This window comes from Ralstonia nicotianae (assembly GCF_018243235.1).
Classification (GTDB): domain Bacteria; phylum Pseudomonadota; class Gammaproteobacteria; order Burkholderiales; family Burkholderiaceae; genus Ralstonia; species Ralstonia nicotianae.
This window is the reverse complement of sequence record NZ_CP046674.1, coordinates 3,464,070-3,479,158: the sequence shown is the minus strand read 5'-3', so window position 1 is coordinate 3,479,158 and position 15,089 is coordinate 3,464,070. Positions and strand designations below refer to the sequence as shown.

Below are 15,089 nucleotides of genomic sequence, written 5' to 3'. Positions count from 1 at the left end.
TGTCCTGTTCCGAGCGGGCGGCGCCGTGCCGTCCGCATCCGCTTTCCGCATGCGATCCGCCGCTTCCATGACCGTTTCCGCCGAGCTGTTCCTGCCGCATGTCGGCACCGCGTTCTCCGTGTGCCGGCAAGCCGGCGAGGCCGCCGACCCGCCCTTCACGCTGCGTCTCGATGAGGTCGCGCTCGCCAAGGCCGCGCGCGCGGGGGACCGTGCGTTCTCGCTGTTCTTCGTCGGCGATGCCGCGTTCATCCTGCAGCAGGGGACCTATTTCCTGCAGCATGCCGTGCTGCCGGAGCAGCCGATCTTTCTCGTGCCGATTGCCGGGCCGCGCGACGGCTACCGCTATCAGGCCTGCTTCAACCTCGCCTGAACCGCGCCCGCCGAGCCAGCGTGCCCATCCTCCCGATCGACCGGCCCGGCGCGGCCCTGCGTCCCGTGACACCGGACGACCAGCCTTTCCTGCTGGGCCTGTACGCGTCCACGCGCGAAGCGGAGCTGCGCCTGACCGACTGGACCGACGCGCAGAAGCAGCAGTTCGTGCGCATGCAGTTCGAGGCGCAGCAACGTGCCTATTTCAGCTACCCCGAGGCGGCGTTCTTCCTGATCCTGCAGGACGGCGCGTCCGCGGGGCGGCTCTATCTGCAGCACCGGCCCGATGCGATCCTGGTGATCGACGTGTCGTTGCTGCCGGCGTTTTGCGGCCAAGGCATCGGTAGCGCGGTGCTGTCGGCGGTCTTCCGGCTGGCGGCCGATGCCGGCAAGCGCGTCCAGATCCATGTGGAACGGTTCAACCCGGCGCAGCGGCTGTATCGGCGTCTGGGGTTCCGGCTGGTCGAGGACAAGGGCGTTTACCTGTTCCTGGAGTGGGGCGGCGCGGCGGCTTGAGCGTCTGGAGTCCGCGCTGCGCTGCCGTGCGCGAGGGGTGGTCTACCATGGGGGTCGGCCATGACGATCTGCCCAGGAGACTTCCCATGCCCGCCGACGCCACCCATCGCGTCTTCAACCAAGTCCCCGATCTCGCGCATTTCAATCCGTTCACGTCGGACGCCACGCTGCAGGGCGCGCTCGACCGGCTCGGTGGCGGCTGGCATGCCGATGCGCTGCGGGCGTTCGGCGAGACGCTGGGGTCCCCCCGGACGCTGGCCTGGGCGGCCGAGGCCAACCGGTACCCGCCGGAGCTTCACACCCACAGCCGCACCGGCGAGCGCATCGACAGCGTGCGCTTCGATCCGGCCTGGCATGCGCTGCTCGGGCTGATGCGCGGCCAGGGCCTGCAGGCGCTGCCGTTTGCCGAGCCCCGCGCCGGCGCCTGGGCCGCGCGTACCGCCGGGTATTTCATGCAGGCGCAGATCGAGTCCGGCTCGCTGTGTCCGGCCACCATGACCTTCGCCAGCATCCCCGTGCTGCAGAAGGAGACCGCGCTGTTCGCCGACCTGGCGCCGCGCCTCTACGCCCGCGAGCATGACGCGCGCGATCTGCCGTGGCGGCAGAAGACCGCCATCCTGGTCGGCATGGGCATGACGGAAAAGCAGGGCGGCTCGGACGTGCGCAGCAACACCACCGTGGCGGTGCCCTTGGGTGGCAAGGACGGGGGCGAGGGGCGCGGCGCCACGTACGCGCTCACCGGGCACAAGTGGTTCTTCTCCGCGCCGATGTGCGATGCGCATCTTGTGGTGGCGCGCATGGGCGCGGAGGATGGGCCGCTGTCGTGCTTCTTCGTGCCGCGCTGGCGCGACGACGGCGGCAAGAACCCGGTCCAGATCCAGCGGCTCAAGGACAAGCTCGGCAACTGCTCCAACGCGAGCAGCGAGGTGGAGTTCCGCGCGGCGCAGGGCATCCTGATCGGCGAGGCGGGGCGCGGCATCCCGACCATCCTCGAGATGGCGACGCACACGCGGCTCGACTGCGTGATCGGCAGCGCGGCCCTCCTGCGCCACGCGCTGATGCAGGCGCTGCACCATGCGCGCCACCGCATGGCGTTCGGCCGCCTGCTGGCGGACCAGCCGCTGATGCGCAACGTGCTGGCCGACCTCGCGCTCGAATCGCAGGCCGCCACGCTGCTGATGATGGAGCTGGGCGATGCGTTCGAGCGGGCCGAGGCCGATCCGGTCGCCGCCGCCTGGAAGCGCATCGTCACGCCGGCCGCCAAGTTCTGGGTCTGCAAGCGCGCCATCGAGGCCACCGGCGAGGCGATGGAAGTGTGGGGCGGCAACGGGTACGTGGAAGAGGGCCCGATGGCCCGCCTGTACCGCGAGGCGCCGGTCAATTCCATCTGGGAAGGCTCGGGCAACGTGATGTGCCTGGACGTGCTGCGCGCCATCGGCCGCGTGCCGGACGATGCGCTGCGGCTGGTGCAGGACATCGGCGAGCGCGCGCGGGGCCATCGCGCCGTGCGGGCCGAGCTGGCGGCGCTGCAGGCCATGCTGCACCAATCCGGTGATATCCAGGAGGCCTCGGCGCGGCGCATCGCCCAGGGACTGGCGCTGACGGCCCAGGCCGCGCTGATGCTCGCCCATGCGCACGCCGACGACGCCGAGCGCTTCATCGCCAGCCGCTTCCATCATCAGCACGGCCGCGTGTTCGGCACGCTGGAGGGCAACGCGCAGGAACTGGGGGCGGCGCTGCAGCGCGCGTGGCCGGCCTGATGCCCGGGTCCGGACGGTCAATAGTGGTACTGCGGCCACATGTCGCACTGATTGGCCGCCCATGGCGACGGCCTGCCCGGCACCACGGCGTGCTCCATATGGCGTGGTACCGCCAAATTCCCGTCTGAACAGGTCAATGGTTGTGTTGTCAACTTACTGTGAGGTAAGTTGAGGATTGTTACCGAGTCGCCGCATAATGCATGCCCCATGGCTCGGGCGTGACGTCGCCCAGCGCCTGGCACCCGCCAGGGCACCGCGACACCTCCACCCATGCCATCCCGCGCCACCGGGCACCCGGATTCGCGCGGGCCGCCGTGTCGCAAGGGCAGCGAAACGGCGTGCCCTAAACCAGCCCTAAAATTCGAGGATCTCACAATGCTGTTCTCCGCGCGCACGCGGCGGCTTGCCATGCTTGCCGTTCCCCTGGCGGTTTCCGCTTTCCACGCCATGGCCTCCACCCCGACGCTGGATCGCATCCGCGAAACCGGCACCATCCGGCTGGCCTATCGCGAGGACTCGGTCCCGTTTTCCTACACCGACGGCGGCAAGCCGATCGGCTATTCCATCGACATCTGCTCGCGCGTGGTCGATGCCATCCGCACCTCGCTCAAGCGGCCGGAACTGAAGGTGCAGTACCTGCCGGTGACGGCGGCCAACCGGATGGACACCATCGCCAGCGGCAAGGCCGACCTCGAGTGCGGCTCCACCAACAACGCGCCGGAGCGCCGCGAGAAGGTGGCCTTCACCATCCCGCACTACATCACCAAGGGCCGCATGCTGGTCAAGGTGAGCTCGGGCCTGCAGCAATGGGACGACCTGCACGGCAAGACGGTGGTGGCCGCGCGCGGCTCCAGCGCCTCCGACGTGATGCACAAGCTGAACGACGCGACCGGCCTGGGCATGCGCACCGTGGACACGAACGACCTGAAGACCGCGTTCGCCATGCTCAGCACCGGCAAGGCCGATGCCTTCGCGGGTGACGATGTGCTGCTCGCGGGTATGCGTGCCACCTCCGACAACCCGTCGGACTACGTGGTCGCCGGCAAGACGCAGCTGGTGTCGTCGTACGCCATGATGATGAGCAAGCAGGATGCGGACTTCAAGAAGCTGGTCGACCAGTCGATGACGCGCCTGATCGTCGACGGCGAGGTGCAGAAGCTCTACAAGAAGTGGTTCCAGCAGCCGATTCCGCCCAACAACCTGAACCTGCAGATTCCGATGAACCATCTGCTGCGCGACTCCTTCAGCATCCCCACCGACAGCGCCGGCAACTGACGCGCCGCGCCCCCCCGCCTAGTGCCCCTCGGCCGGCACGGGCGGTGCCGGGGCCTGCGTCACCACGTTGAGCACCGGCCGGCCGCTCCGGCGGATCAGGTCGGCCGCGCGCTCGGCGATCATGATGACGGGCGCGTTGGTGTTGCCGCCGATGAGCGTCGGCATCACCGAGCCGTCGATCACCCGCAGGCCCTCGACGCCGCGCACGCGCAGCTCGGGGTCGACCACCGCCGCGGGGTCGCCCGCGCCGCCCATGCGGCAGGTGCCGACCGGGTGGTAGATGGTGTCGGCATGCCGGCGGATCAGCGCGCGCACGGCTTCGTCGTCGGAGCCGTCGCCGCGAATCCCTTCTGAATACAGCTCGCGCCCGCCCAGTTCGGCCAGCGGCTGCTGCGCGAAGATGCTGCGCACGGCGCGCAAGCCTGCCATCATGCCCGCCATGTCGGCCGGATCGGACAGGAAGCGCGGATCAATGAGCGGCGCCTGCCGCGTATCGGCCGATGCCAGGCGCACCTCGCCGCGGCTTTCCGGGCGCAGCACGCATGCGTGGCACGAATAGCCGTGGCCGTAGTTGAACGTGCGGTTGTGGTTGTCGGCCATGGCGACCACGAAATGCAGTTGCAGGTCCGGTTCAAGCAGGCCGGGCCGGCTCTTGATGAAGCCGCCCGCCTCGGCGAAGTTGGTGGCGATCATGCCGCGGCGCTCGCGCCGGTAGCGCAGGATCTCGCCCAGCATGCGCACGCTGCCGCGCAGCGAATAGCCGACCAGGTCGAGGTTGAACAGCTTCTTGTGCAGGATCACGTCGAGGTGGTCCTGCAGGTTCTGGCCGACGCCGGGCAGGTCCTGCGCCACCGGAATCCCCAGCGCGCGCAGATGCGCGGCCGGACCCACGCCCGAGGCCATCAGCAACTGCGGCGAACCGAACGTCCCCGATGACACGATGACCTCGCGCCGTGCGTGCAGCGTCTCGGTGCGGCCGGCGCGGTCCACCACCACGCCCGTCGCGCGCCTGTCCTCGAAGACGATGCGCAGCGCCTGCGTGTCGGGCAGCACCGTCAGCCGGCGCCGTCCGCGGTTGAACGTGGTGTCGGCCCTGTCACCGCCGTGCAGGTAGGCGCGCGCGGCGTTCCAGCGCTCCCCGTTGTATTGCGTGACCTGGTAGAGCCCGACCCCTTCCTGTTCGGGGCCGTTGAAATCATCGTTGCGGCGGTAGCCCGCCGCCACCGCCGCTTCCACGAAGCGCTGCGCGATCGGGTTGTCGGTGCGCAGGTCGCTCACGTGCAGCGGGCCGTTGCCGCCGTGCAGCGGATCATCGTCGCGGCCCGCGACACGCGCGTTGCATTCCGACCGCTTGAAGTAGGGCAGCACGCTGTCCCAGCCCCAGCCGGTGCAGCCGAGCGCGGCCCAGTGGTCGTAGTCGTGCCGGTGGCCGCGGGTGTAGATCATCGCGTTGAGCGATGAGCTGCCGCCCAGGCCGCGCCCGCGCGGCTGATACCCCTGACGCCCGACCAGTCCCGGCTGCGGCGTGGTCAGGTAGGCATAGTTGCGCCGGCTCCGGAACGGCAGCGAGGCCGCGTAGCCCGCCGGCACCCACACGGAGAAATGATGATCGTGCGGCCCGGCCTCCAGCAGCGCGACCGTCACGTCGGGGTCTTCGGTCAGGCGGCTCGCCAGCGCGCAGCCGGCCGAGCCTGCGCCGACGATGACGTAGTCGAAGGTGAGCGGGGCGGCGGGCGTGGCCATGGGGGGCTCCGGATGGACGCTGCTGCGAGGCGGGCGACGCTCGCGGGCGCGCCATCATTTTTGATGGCTCCATCGTAGGCCGCGCCTCGTGTTTCAAACACCGGTGGGCGCGGCATTAGAGGCATTGTTCGATGGCATGCAGCAAGCGGATGCCCGATCACCGCGCGGATGGCGCCGGCAGTGCCGATCCGGCATGGCGCGGTGCGGAAGCGGGTGCGCGACGGGCAGGGCTGATGCAATCTTTTTGCCGTGGCGTGAAATGCGGCGGATTCCGATGGTGGTGAGGGAGCGGACTGGTTACGTTGATGGCCTGGTCCTTTTTTCGGTGCGCTGGGCGGCGGATGGTTGCCCTTGCGTCGGCGGCCGCGCGCAGGTTCGCGCCGCGCCTCACCGGGAAGGTGAAGCCTTCCATCTATACCACTCAGTGGTATGGTCTGCCTATCCGCCTTCCCGGAGCGACATGCCGCTATCCGCGCAACGCGTATTCAAGACGAAGTGGTTCAACAAGGCAGCACAGGCCGCCGGCATTTCCGACGCAGAACCGCACAAAGCGGCAAGACAGCTGATGCAGGGGTTGGGTGACGACCTTGGCGGCAACGTGTGGAAAAAGCGGCTGGACCAGAACAGAAAACGCAGCATCGTTCTGAACAGGGCCGGCTGCTGCTGGTTTTTTGTCTTTCTCTTCGCGAAGAGCGATCGGGACAATATCGACGCGCCGGAGTTGGCGGCATTCAGGAAGCTCGCCTCCGACTTCGGCCGGTGTGCGAGCGCCGACCTCGCCGGCTGGTCGAACTGAAAGCGCTTGTGGAGGTTTGTCATGACTGAGACCCGCTTCAAGAGCGATGCCTCGGAGGCCGTTCATAGCGCCGCTTCCGGCCTGCACCGCGCAGGCCTGACCGGCAAAAAAATGGTATGGACGCCTCCGCCGCAGCAATAATGGTGCGTCACCACCTTTCCAGGGAGAGCGGAAATGGAACCGACCATCATTGGCGTTGACATTGCGAAGCAGGTCTTTCAGTTGCACTGGATTGACCGCGAGACGGGGGAAGTGGTTGACCGGCAACTCAAGCGAGGTGCCTTCTTGGAACATTTCGCAAATCGTGAACCCTGTCTGATTGGCATGGAAGCGTGTGGCAGCTCACAACACTGGGCACGGCGGTTAAGCGAACTTGGACATCAGGTCAAACTGATGCCGGGCAAGCTGGTCAAGGCGTTTGTGACAGGCAACAAGAACGACGTTGCTGACGCGCGCGCCATCTGGGCTGCAACGAGTCAACCTGGCATCAAGACAGTGGCAATCAAGACCGAAGCGCAGCAGGCCGTTCTAGCGCTGCATCGCATGCGCCAGCAGCTAGTGATATTCCGGCGCTCTCAATCGAATTGCTTGCGTGGACTGCTGAGCGAGTACGGCGAAGTCATGGCATTGGGGCGGGCCGCGATGAGCCGAGCGATGCCCGACGTGCTCGCACGGCTGGAGTCGCGATTGCCGGCAGTCCTGATAGATTCCCTCAGAGAGCAATGGCAACGTCTGAGCAACATGGACGAGGAGATTGCCCGTATCGAGCGGCGCTTGAGGGCATGGCTACAGGAAAGCGATGCGTGCAAGGCAATTGCGGATATTCCAGGCGTCGGCTTCTTGACTGCGACTGCGGCAGTTGCCGCAATGGGCAATGCGAAGGCCTTCAAATCTGGTCGTGAGTTTGCAGCTTGGCTCGGCTTGGTGCCAGCGCAGATTGGGACGGGAGGGAAGGTGCGCCTACTTGGAATCAGCAAACGAGGCGACCGCTACTTGCGCACCTTGCTCATTCACGGGGCGCGCTCGGTCATGAAGCACGTGAAAGATGCAGAGTCATGGGCAGCAAAGCTCAGGCAGCGGCGACCGCTCAACATTGTGATAGTGGCCTTAGCAAACAAGATGGCGCGGACGATTTGGGCATTGCTTGCGCACCGATGCTCATACCGAGCTGACTATACGGCGGCAATTGCATGACGGCACCATGTATGGCATCCGGATGCCCTTGATGTTGCACTGAACGCGAACTTCCCAGGTTGCGCAAGGTATCGATTGTGATGGCAAACAGGTTAGACCGGGGCTCACCAAACCTGCATCGTCTTCTGGACATCATGGTCCGTGGCAAAAATGAGGCGTGAGTCAGCGGATTCCATAGGGGCCAGCGGGGTTCGTCCTGTATAGGCCGGATATAAAACCGCAGCCTTCTTACTTGTTCGACAACTCATCGACATCTTGCCAAACAGGAGGCGTCCATATAAAGACCATGCGCGAATACGACGCGCTCTGTATCGAGGCCGTGCCGGCTTTCGATGCGCCGGCCATTGCCCGTATCCGCCAGTCGGTCAACGTCAGTCAGAGCGTGTTTGCGGCCTATCTCAATACGACCACGTCAACGGTCCGGCAGTGGAAGCAGGGTGACAAGAAGCCGAGCGGCATGGCTGCACGCCTGCTCCAGCTTGTGCAAAAGCACGGATTGGCCTTGTTTTCGTGAGCGAAGCCTGCCGCGGGCAGGCACGTCCACGCGTTGTGGAGGTTGCCGCGGTCCCGCCCGGCGCCGCATCAACAAAAACCCCGCCAACCGGCGGGGTCCCTGTCACGGCACGCGGCGCATTCAGGCCTGCGGCGTCGAGCCGTCCGGCGTGGCCGCCGGATCCTCTGCCTTGGCGTCCTCTTCCTTCTTCTCCAGCATGCCTTCCAGCGCGCCGGCGCCCTTGAAGCCCGCGATGGCCGCGATGCCCTTGGTCAGCAGCGAGGCATCCGGGTCGAGCTTTTCCGTGGCTTCTACTGCCGCCACCGCGCCTGCGATCTTGCCGACTTCATCCAACAGTCCCATGGCCATTCTCCTTCCGGGTTGGGGGACGTTCATGGTGTCACGAACGCCCGGACCAAAGTACACCGAATGTAAGGATTTTTGAGCCGACCGCTGGCGAGCGGATCGTGCGTCACGCAGTCACCGTCACTTGACGCCGTCGGCTGCGGCCAGATGTGACGATGCCTCGCGCGGGCAGGGCATCGTCGTTTCTTCGGCAACCGGCACCAGGCCGGTGAGCTTGCCTGATTTACGGCACCGCCACGATGGCGAACGCGCGCGGCAGCAGCCCGGTCTGCGCGGTAGCGACCGAGGTCAGCGCACCGGTGCTGCTGTCCACCGCGTAGGCGACCACGTCATGGTCCACGCCGTTGACGATGTAGGCGATGCTGCCGGCATCGTTGAGCGTGATCGCCAGCGGATCGTTGCCGGTGGCGAGCGTGCTCTTGAGCGTCAGCGCGCCGGTGCTTGTGTTGATGGCGTAGAGGCTGACCGTGTTATCGAACACGTTGCCCACGTACGCGAACAGGCCGGACGGATGGATGGCGATCGGGATCGGCCCCTGCCCGGTGGCCACCGGCGAGCCCACGGCGGTCAGCGCGCCGGTGGTCTGGTTGATGGCATATACCTGGACGGTGTTGTCCTGCGAGTTGGCCACGTAGGCGAACGTGCCGGCCGGATGCAGCGCGATGTAGAACGGTGCGTTGCCGGTGGCGACCGGGCTGCCCACCGCTGTGAGCGCGCCGGTGGCGCCGTTGATCGAGAAGACCATGGCCGATGGCGTGCCCGCCCCGCTGGCCGCGTTCACCACGTAGGCGAAGGTGCCGGCCTTGTTGATGACGATGGTGTACGGATTGGTGCCCGCCGCGATGGTGCCGATCGAGGTGAGCACGCCGGTCGTCGCGTTGATCGAGAAGCCCGACAGCGTGTTGTCGCCGAAGTTGGTGGTGTACGCGAACGTGCTGGCCGGCGTGCGCGCGATGTTGAACGGCTGCATCCCCGTTGCGGCCGGCGTGCCCGAGATGGTCAGCAGGCCGGTCTCCGAATCGATCGCCAGCGTGGTGACGCTGTTGTCGTTGCCGTCGACGACGTAGACGAACTTGCCGGCCTTGTCCGCGATCAGCGACAGCGGCCCTTGGCCTACCGAGATGGGTGTGCCGATCAGGGTCGGTGCGCCGGTGGTCGGGTCCAGCGTGTAGGCGGAGACCGTGTTGTCGTTCGAGTTGGCCGTATAGGCGAACAGCGGCCGCGTCGAACAGGTCACGGCGATGTTGGTGACGTTGGCCGAGCCCATCGTGCCGCTGTCGTTGCCGATCGTGCACTGTTGCCCCGATGGGCGCGTGCCCACGGTCGCCGCGTATTGCGCGCCGCTCGCCAGCGCGGTGGGGAACTGGAAGTTGCCGTTGGCGGTGACGGTGACCGCGTCGCCGCCGTTGTTCAGCAGCTTCACCGACAGGCCCGAGCCCAGGCCGGCTACCGTGCCGCCCACCGAGTAGGTCGGCGCGGGCGCCGGTGAGGGTGACGGCGTCGGCGTCACGGCGTTGCTCGACGGCGGCGTCGTGGTGGCCGCGGCCGTGTCATCGCCCCCGCCGCCGCAGGCGGACAGCACGAGCGACAGCGTGGCCGCGAGCGCCAGCGCCATGCCGCGCCGCGTGAGCGCATGCAGGACGCGCGGCGCCTCCGAAGGACAGGGTTGCACCGCCCACCGACCTGCCGTTGCTGATTGCCCCGTCTGGGCGGGATGCTCTGCGGTCATGGCGGCCCCCGTTCTTCGCGCGCTGTTTGGGGAAGCATAGGAGCCGGGGCAGGCTCGTCGACATAGGTCAATTGACCGAAACATGCCTTGGCCACACGTCCTATTGCGTGCGGTGCTCGCCGCCGGCATGCCGTTTGCGCACGCCATACGCGGCCGATGCTGTCTCGGGCACCGGATTGCGCAGGCTCACGTTCAGCCTGGGGCCTGCGGGGCTTCCGGCCGGACGGCCTGTCATGGGCAACGGCGTGGGCTCAGACTCCTTGCCTGCGCGCCGTCCGGACCGTCACCGCCTTGGCCACCGGGGTTGACAGCACCAGCGACGTGGTGACGGCGCCGTGCACGGCCAGGCTGTCCACCACGCGCTCCAGGTCGCCCGGCTCGGCGATCGCGCAGCGGACGATGAAGCAGTGCGCGCCGGTCACGCGGCTGGCTTCCAGCACCTCGGGCATCGCTTCGAACAGCTGGATGTATTTGCGGATGTGGGCATGCGTGGTCTCGATCTGGATGATCGCCTGCAGGCCGATGCCGATCCGGCGCAGGTTGACGCGCGCGCCGTAGCCTTCGATCACGCCGGCGTCCTCGAGCTTGCGCACGCGCTCGCTCATGGCCGGCTGCGACAGCCCGATGCGCTTGCCCAGCGCCGCCAGGCTCTGCCGCGCATCGGTCTGCAGCGCTTCGAGGATCAGCCAGTCCTTCTTGTCCAGTTCCATGCCCGACTCCACAAGGGGCCGATGCATCATCGGCCGACCGGCCCGATTTTGGATGTAAACGCCTTTCGGCGTGCGGGCGCGGCTGCCTATCATACGAGGCGCTGTCTTCACACACCTGACCAGACCCCTTCCGGAGAGGCAATGAAACTGATCGGCATGCTCGATTCGCCCTACGTGCGCCGCACCGCCATTTCACTCAAGCTGCTCGGGTTGCCGTTCGAGCATGCGCCGGTGTCGGTGTTCCGCCATTTCGATGCGTTCCGTGCCATCAACCCGGTGGTGAAGGCGCCCACGCTGGTGTGCGACGACGGCACGGTGCTGATGGACTCGACGCTGATCCTCGACTACGCAGAGGCACTGGCCGGCCGCAGCCTGATGCCGGCCGCGCTGCCGGCGCGCCGGCAGGCATTGCGCGTCGTCGGCCTGGCGCTGGCGGCCTGCGAGAAGGCGGTCCAGATCGTCTACGAATGCAACCTGCGCCCCGCCGAGAAAAGGCACGCCCCGTGGGTCGAGCGGGTGCAGGGCCAGTTGAACGCCGCTGTCGGGGCCCTGGAGGCCGCGCTGGGCGAGGCGCCCGTGCCGGTCGATCAGCGCGCCCTGTCCCAGTCCGACCTGACCGCCGCCGTGGCGTGGGGCTTCATCCAGCTGATGGCGTCCGACCGCGTGCCGGCGGCGGACTATCCGCGGCTGGCAGCCTTCTGCGTCGCGGCGGAGCAGCTGGACGTCTTTCGCGAGACGCCGATCGAGTAAGGCGGCCGCGCGCTCAGACCGCCTGCCGCTGGAGCGATGCCTGGCGGTACAGCGCATGGATGACGTCGGCCTGCGTGAGGATGCCGGCCAGCCGTCCGTGCGCATCCACCACCGGGATGTGGTGGTGCCCGGCGCTGGCGAACATCGGCACCAGGTCGGCCATCGGTGCATCGGCGCGGATGGTGAGCACGCGCGGGTTCATCACGCCGCGCACGCGCGGCGGCGTCATCGCGCCGATGGCGAACCAGTCGCGCAGCCGCTGGCGCGGCGCGCGTGGGGCCGTACCGGCCAGGTCGGCGCGCGTGACGATGCCGATCAGCCGGCGACCGTCGTCGATCACGGGCAGGGCCTTCACGCCGTGCCGCTGCAGCAGGCGCAGCGCGTGCGGCACCGAGGTGGCCGCCGATGCCGTCACCACCGAGGGCGTCATGATGTCTGCGCAGGTGAGCGTGTGGAAGGTGCGGGCATAGGCCTGCTGCTGCATTTCCTGCAGCAGCGCGGTCAGGTCTTCGGGGTCGATGTCGAGCCACTCGCCCTGGCGCCGCAGGGCGGCGAGCACGTCCGCGCGGGTCAGCCCGCCTGGCGGCGGCGCATGCTCGGTGGCCGCGCGCCGATGGGCATGCGGATACCGGTGTCCGGTCACGGCGTGGTAGGCGATCGCGGCCACCAGCAGCAGCGCCGACTGCAGGGCCACCGGCTCCAGCACGAAGCGATAGCCCAGCGCATGGACGGCCGGCCCGCCGAGGACCGCCGTCAGCGCCACCGCGCCCGAGGGCGGATGCACGCAGCGCAGCGCGAACATGCCGCCGATGGCCAGCGACACCGCCAGCGCGCAGGCCAGCACCGGGTCCCCGATCATCCGCGCGCAGGTCACGCCCACCACGGAGGCCACCAGGTTGCCGCCGATGATGGACCACGGCTGCGCCAGCGGGCTGGCCGGTACGGCGAACAGCAGCACCGCCGACGCGCCCATCGGCGCCACCAGCAGGGGCACAGGCACGGGGGCGACCGGCACGTAGCGCATCGCCACGCCGGTGAACAGGATGCCGATCAGCGCGCCGGCCGCCGAGCGCAGGCGCTCGGTCCAGCGGACGGTCACGGGAGCGGGTGCGAAGCTGGCGAACCAGCGCAGCAGGGCAAGGCGGTACACGATGGGTCTTGGGGGATGGCGGCGATCGCCTGCGGCAGGCCTCACCGTGACTAGGACGATGCCCGGGGCGCCGGGCAGGGAAACGGACTATATCACGTTGTGACATAAATCGCGGCGCGACCGGACACCGCCCGGATCGGGGCAAGCCGATGTGTGACAACGGTCGTCACCAAGATGTCACGCGCGCGTCACCGACGCTGCCGATACTCCGGTGCTTTGCCCTTCACCTGGGACCAGTCGGTCCGGTTGCTCCATGTCCATCAACACCACGCGTTTCCAATCCGGCCTCGTCGCGGTCTGCGGCGCTCTGGCCCTGACCGCCTGCGGCGGCGGCGACGACACCGCCGCCGGCGACAACTCCGTCGCCACCGTCCAGGCCATTCCCGCGCCGCCGGCCGATCCGGGCTTCGTCGATTCGGCACCCGTGGCGACCTCGGTGCCGGCCTTCGTCGACAACATCGCCACCAACCAGCGCGGCGATGCGCGCTATGCGACGCTGGGCACCAACGCGGGTGTGCGGCTGTTCACGCGCTTCCTGGACCTGTGGCAGCCGCTGACGGAGATCGTTGACGCCGGCGTGTCGGCGCCCGCCAACGGGTCGTTCCCCGCCGTGGTCGCGTCCACCTGGACGGGCCTGCCCAACGACGGCACGGCAGGCGGCACCCAGCTCAATCTGCCGGTGCTCAACGCAAACGTTCAATATGTCGTCAGCGCCACCACCGGCCGCACGCAGGCCCAGGCCGACGCCGCCTACTTCGACGACCGGCGCGGCAAGGGCTACAGCGTGACCGACGGCATGGGGCCGCTGACCACCACCTGGCGCACGCTGACCCAGCAGACCACCTCCATCACCACCGTGCCGGCCGATGCCACCACCGTGCTGTACAACGACTCCGGCAACAACACCGGTGTTAGCACCGCGAGCGGCAACACCACCTTCGGCAAGGTGGTGGACCTGATCAACACCATGGGCAACAACGCCTCCACCGAGCCGGCCAAGCGCTTCTACAAGTACGCGCGGCCGTACCGCTGGAGCAGTAGCGTGGTCGTCGTGCCGACGCTGGTGCCGGCCGAAAGCTCGAACCCGGCCACCGACGGCGGCTTCATCAGCGGCCACTCCGCCGAAGCCGTGCGCGATGCCATGGCGATGGCCTATCTGGTGCCGGAGCGCTTCCAGCAGATGCTGGCCCGCGGCCTGGAGCTGGGCGAGAACCGCATCTTCGCGGGCATGCATTCGCCGCTGGACGTGATCGGCGGGCGCATGCTCGGCCTGGCCGCGGTGGCCGCCAACCTCTATGACCCGGCCAACGCCACGCTCAAGGCCACCGCCTACACCCAGGCGCACACCGCCCTGATGGCGCAGACCGGCACCGATGCCACCACGTTCGCTGCCTTCGCGCAGTCCGGCACCCTCACCACCGACCGCTTCGCCGACTACGCCACCAACCAGGCCAACTTCACGCGGCGCATGACCTTCGGCTTCTCGCAGATCAACAGCACGGCGCTGGCGCCGGTGGTGCCCAAGGGCGCCGAGGTGCTGCTGGAAACGCGCTTCCCGTACCTGAGCGCCGACCAGCGCCGCGTGGTGCTGAAGACCACCGAGCTGGCCTCCGGCTACCCGGTGATGGACGACGCCGAAGGCTGGGGCCGCCTGAACCTGTTCGCGGCCGCCGACGGCTATGGCGCGTTCAACGGCAGCGTGGTCGTGTCGATGGATGCCTCGCAGGGCGGCTTCAATGCCGCCGACACCTGGCGCAACGCGGTTGCCGGCGCGGGCAAGCTGACGCTGCAGGGCACCGGCATGCTGCGCCTGGCCGGCAGCAACACCTACACGGGCGGCACGCAGGTCGCGGGCGGCGTGCTGGAGGCCGACTCGGCCACCGCGTTCGGCACGGGCGACGTGTACCTGGGCGGCGGCACGCTGGTCGTCAACGCACCGTCGGCGCTGAATGTCGCCGGCAAGTTCACGCAGCTGCAGGGCACCACGCTGGAGCTCGACATCGGCGCGAACGGCCAGGGCAAACTGAGCGTGGCGGGCCTGACGACGATCGCGGGCGGCACGCTGCACGTCAAGTTCGCGAGCGGCTACACGCCCAAGGTGGGCGACACGATCACCGTGATCGACGGCGCCGGCAGCAACCGCCAGTTCACCTCGGTCGTGGTCGACGGCTTCAAGGCCACCGCGCTCTACACGTCGACCGGCATCCAGATCCGCCTGGACGCCTGAGCCCGGCCCGC

At 68.0% G+C, this 15,089-nt stretch carries 12 protein-coding genes and 3 pseudogenes; 10 read left to right on the top strand and 5 right to left on the bottom strand.

The window, feature by feature from the left end:
• Positions 1-67 precede the first annotated feature (67 nt).
• The 4 genes from GO999_RS16115 to GO999_RS16100 all read left to right on the top strand — a co-directional run bounded on the left by GO999_RS16115 (position 68) and on the right by GO999_RS16100 (position 3,920).
• Entirely contained in the window at positions 68-370 is a 303-nt protein-coding gene (locus tag GO999_RS16115; protein ID WP_211906396.1) for a DUF6916 family protein, read from the top strand.
• Between the two features lie 20 nt (positions 371-390).
• Positions 391-885, top strand: coding sequence for a GNAT family N-acetyltransferase (locus GO999_RS16110; RefSeq protein ID WP_019717366.1), 495 nt, complete (start codon positions 391-393; stop codon positions 883-885).
• Positions 886-971: 86 nt separating this feature from the next.
• Entirely contained in the window at positions 972-2,645 is a 1,674-nt protein-coding gene (locus tag GO999_RS16105; protein ID WP_211906395.1) for an acyl-CoA dehydrogenase family protein, read from the top strand.
• 375 nt (positions 2,646-3,020) lie between these two features.
• Complete coding sequence (locus GO999_RS16100; protein WP_016722564.1) at positions 3,021-3,920, top strand: amino acid ABC transporter substrate-binding protein; 900 nt, start codon at positions 3,021-3,023, stop codon at positions 3,918-3,920.
• 18 nt (positions 3,921-3,938) lie between these two features.
• Here GO999_RS16100 and GO999_RS16095 read toward each other — a convergent pair whose 3' ends face one another.
• The gene (locus GO999_RS16095; RefSeq protein ID WP_211906394.1) at positions 3,939-5,663 is read right to left on the bottom strand and encodes a GMC family oxidoreductase; all 1,725 of its coding nucleotides are present in this window, start codon (positions 5,661-5,663) and stop codon (positions 3,939-3,941) included.
• Positions 5,664-6,123: 460 nt separating this feature from the next.
• Here GO999_RS16095 and GO999_RS16090 point away from each other — a divergent pair.
• The 4 genes and pseudogenes from GO999_RS16090 to relB form a co-directional block, all read left to right on the top strand.
• Positions 6,124-6,488 (top strand): annotated as a pseudogene (locus tag GO999_RS16090) (type II toxin-antitoxin system RelE/ParE family toxin).
• Positions 6,481-6,570 (top strand): annotated as a pseudogene (locus tag GO999_RS25045) (helix-turn-helix domain-containing protein); the annotation flags it as partial. The pseudogenes GO999_RS16090 and GO999_RS25045, both read left to right, overlap by 8 nt.
• Positions 6,571-6,633: 63 nt before the next feature.
• The gene (locus tag GO999_RS16080) at positions 6,634-7,653 is read left to right on the top strand and encodes an IS110 family RNA-guided transposase (RefSeq protein ID WP_019719041.1); all 1,020 of its coding nucleotides are present in this window, start codon (positions 6,634-6,636) and stop codon (positions 7,651-7,653) included.
• Positions 7,654-7,933: 280 nt separating this feature from the next.
• A pseudogene (gene relB / locus GO999_RS16075) lies at positions 7,934-8,167 on the top strand (type II toxin-antitoxin system RelB family anti-toxin transcriptional regulator); the annotation flags it as partial.
• A 120-nt stretch (positions 8,168-8,287) separates the two neighbouring features.
• Here relB and GO999_RS16070 read toward each other — a convergent pair.
• The 3 genes from GO999_RS16070 to GO999_RS16060 all read right to left on the bottom strand — a co-directional run bounded on the left by GO999_RS16070 (position 8,288) and on the right by GO999_RS16060 (position 10,951).
• Entirely contained in the window at positions 8,288-8,509 is a 222-nt protein-coding gene (locus tag GO999_RS16070; RefSeq protein ID WP_211906393.1) for a hypothetical protein, read from the bottom strand.
• Between the two features lie 226 nt (positions 8,510-8,735).
• Entirely contained in the window at positions 8,736-10,184 is a 1,449-nt protein-coding gene (locus GO999_RS16065) for a lactonase family protein (RefSeq protein WP_111375310.1), read from the bottom strand.
• Positions 10,185-10,492: 308 nt separating this feature from the next.
• The gene (locus tag GO999_RS16060) at positions 10,493-10,951 is read right to left on the bottom strand and encodes an Lrp/AsnC family transcriptional regulator (protein ID WP_011000095.1); all 459 of its coding nucleotides are present in this window, start codon (positions 10,949-10,951) and stop codon (positions 10,493-10,495) included.
• A gap of 141 nt (positions 10,952-11,092) precedes the next feature.
• Between GO999_RS16060 and GO999_RS16055 the strand changes: the two genes are divergently transcribed.
• Positions 11,093-11,701 (top strand): glutathione S-transferase, encoded by a 609-nt coding sequence (locus tag GO999_RS16055; RefSeq protein ID WP_016722558.1) that lies wholly within the window; start codon positions 11,093-11,095, stop codon positions 11,699-11,701.
• A 13-nt stretch (positions 11,702-11,714) separates the two neighbouring features.
• On the opposite strand, the gene GO999_RS16050 is transcribed toward GO999_RS16055, so the two are convergent.
• Positions 11,715-12,851: an HPP family protein gene (locus tag GO999_RS16050; RefSeq protein ID WP_011000097.1), complete on the bottom strand. Its 1,137-nt coding sequence runs from the start codon at positions 12,849-12,851 to the stop codon at positions 11,715-11,717.
• A 253-nt stretch (positions 12,852-13,104) separates the two neighbouring features.
• Between GO999_RS16050 and GO999_RS16045 the strand changes: the two genes are divergently transcribed.
• A complete protein-coding gene (locus tag GO999_RS16045; protein WP_211906392.1) occupies positions 13,105-15,078 on the top strand; it encodes an acid phosphatase in 1,974 nt (657 codons plus the stop codon).
• Positions 15,079-15,089 lie beyond the last annotated feature (11 nt).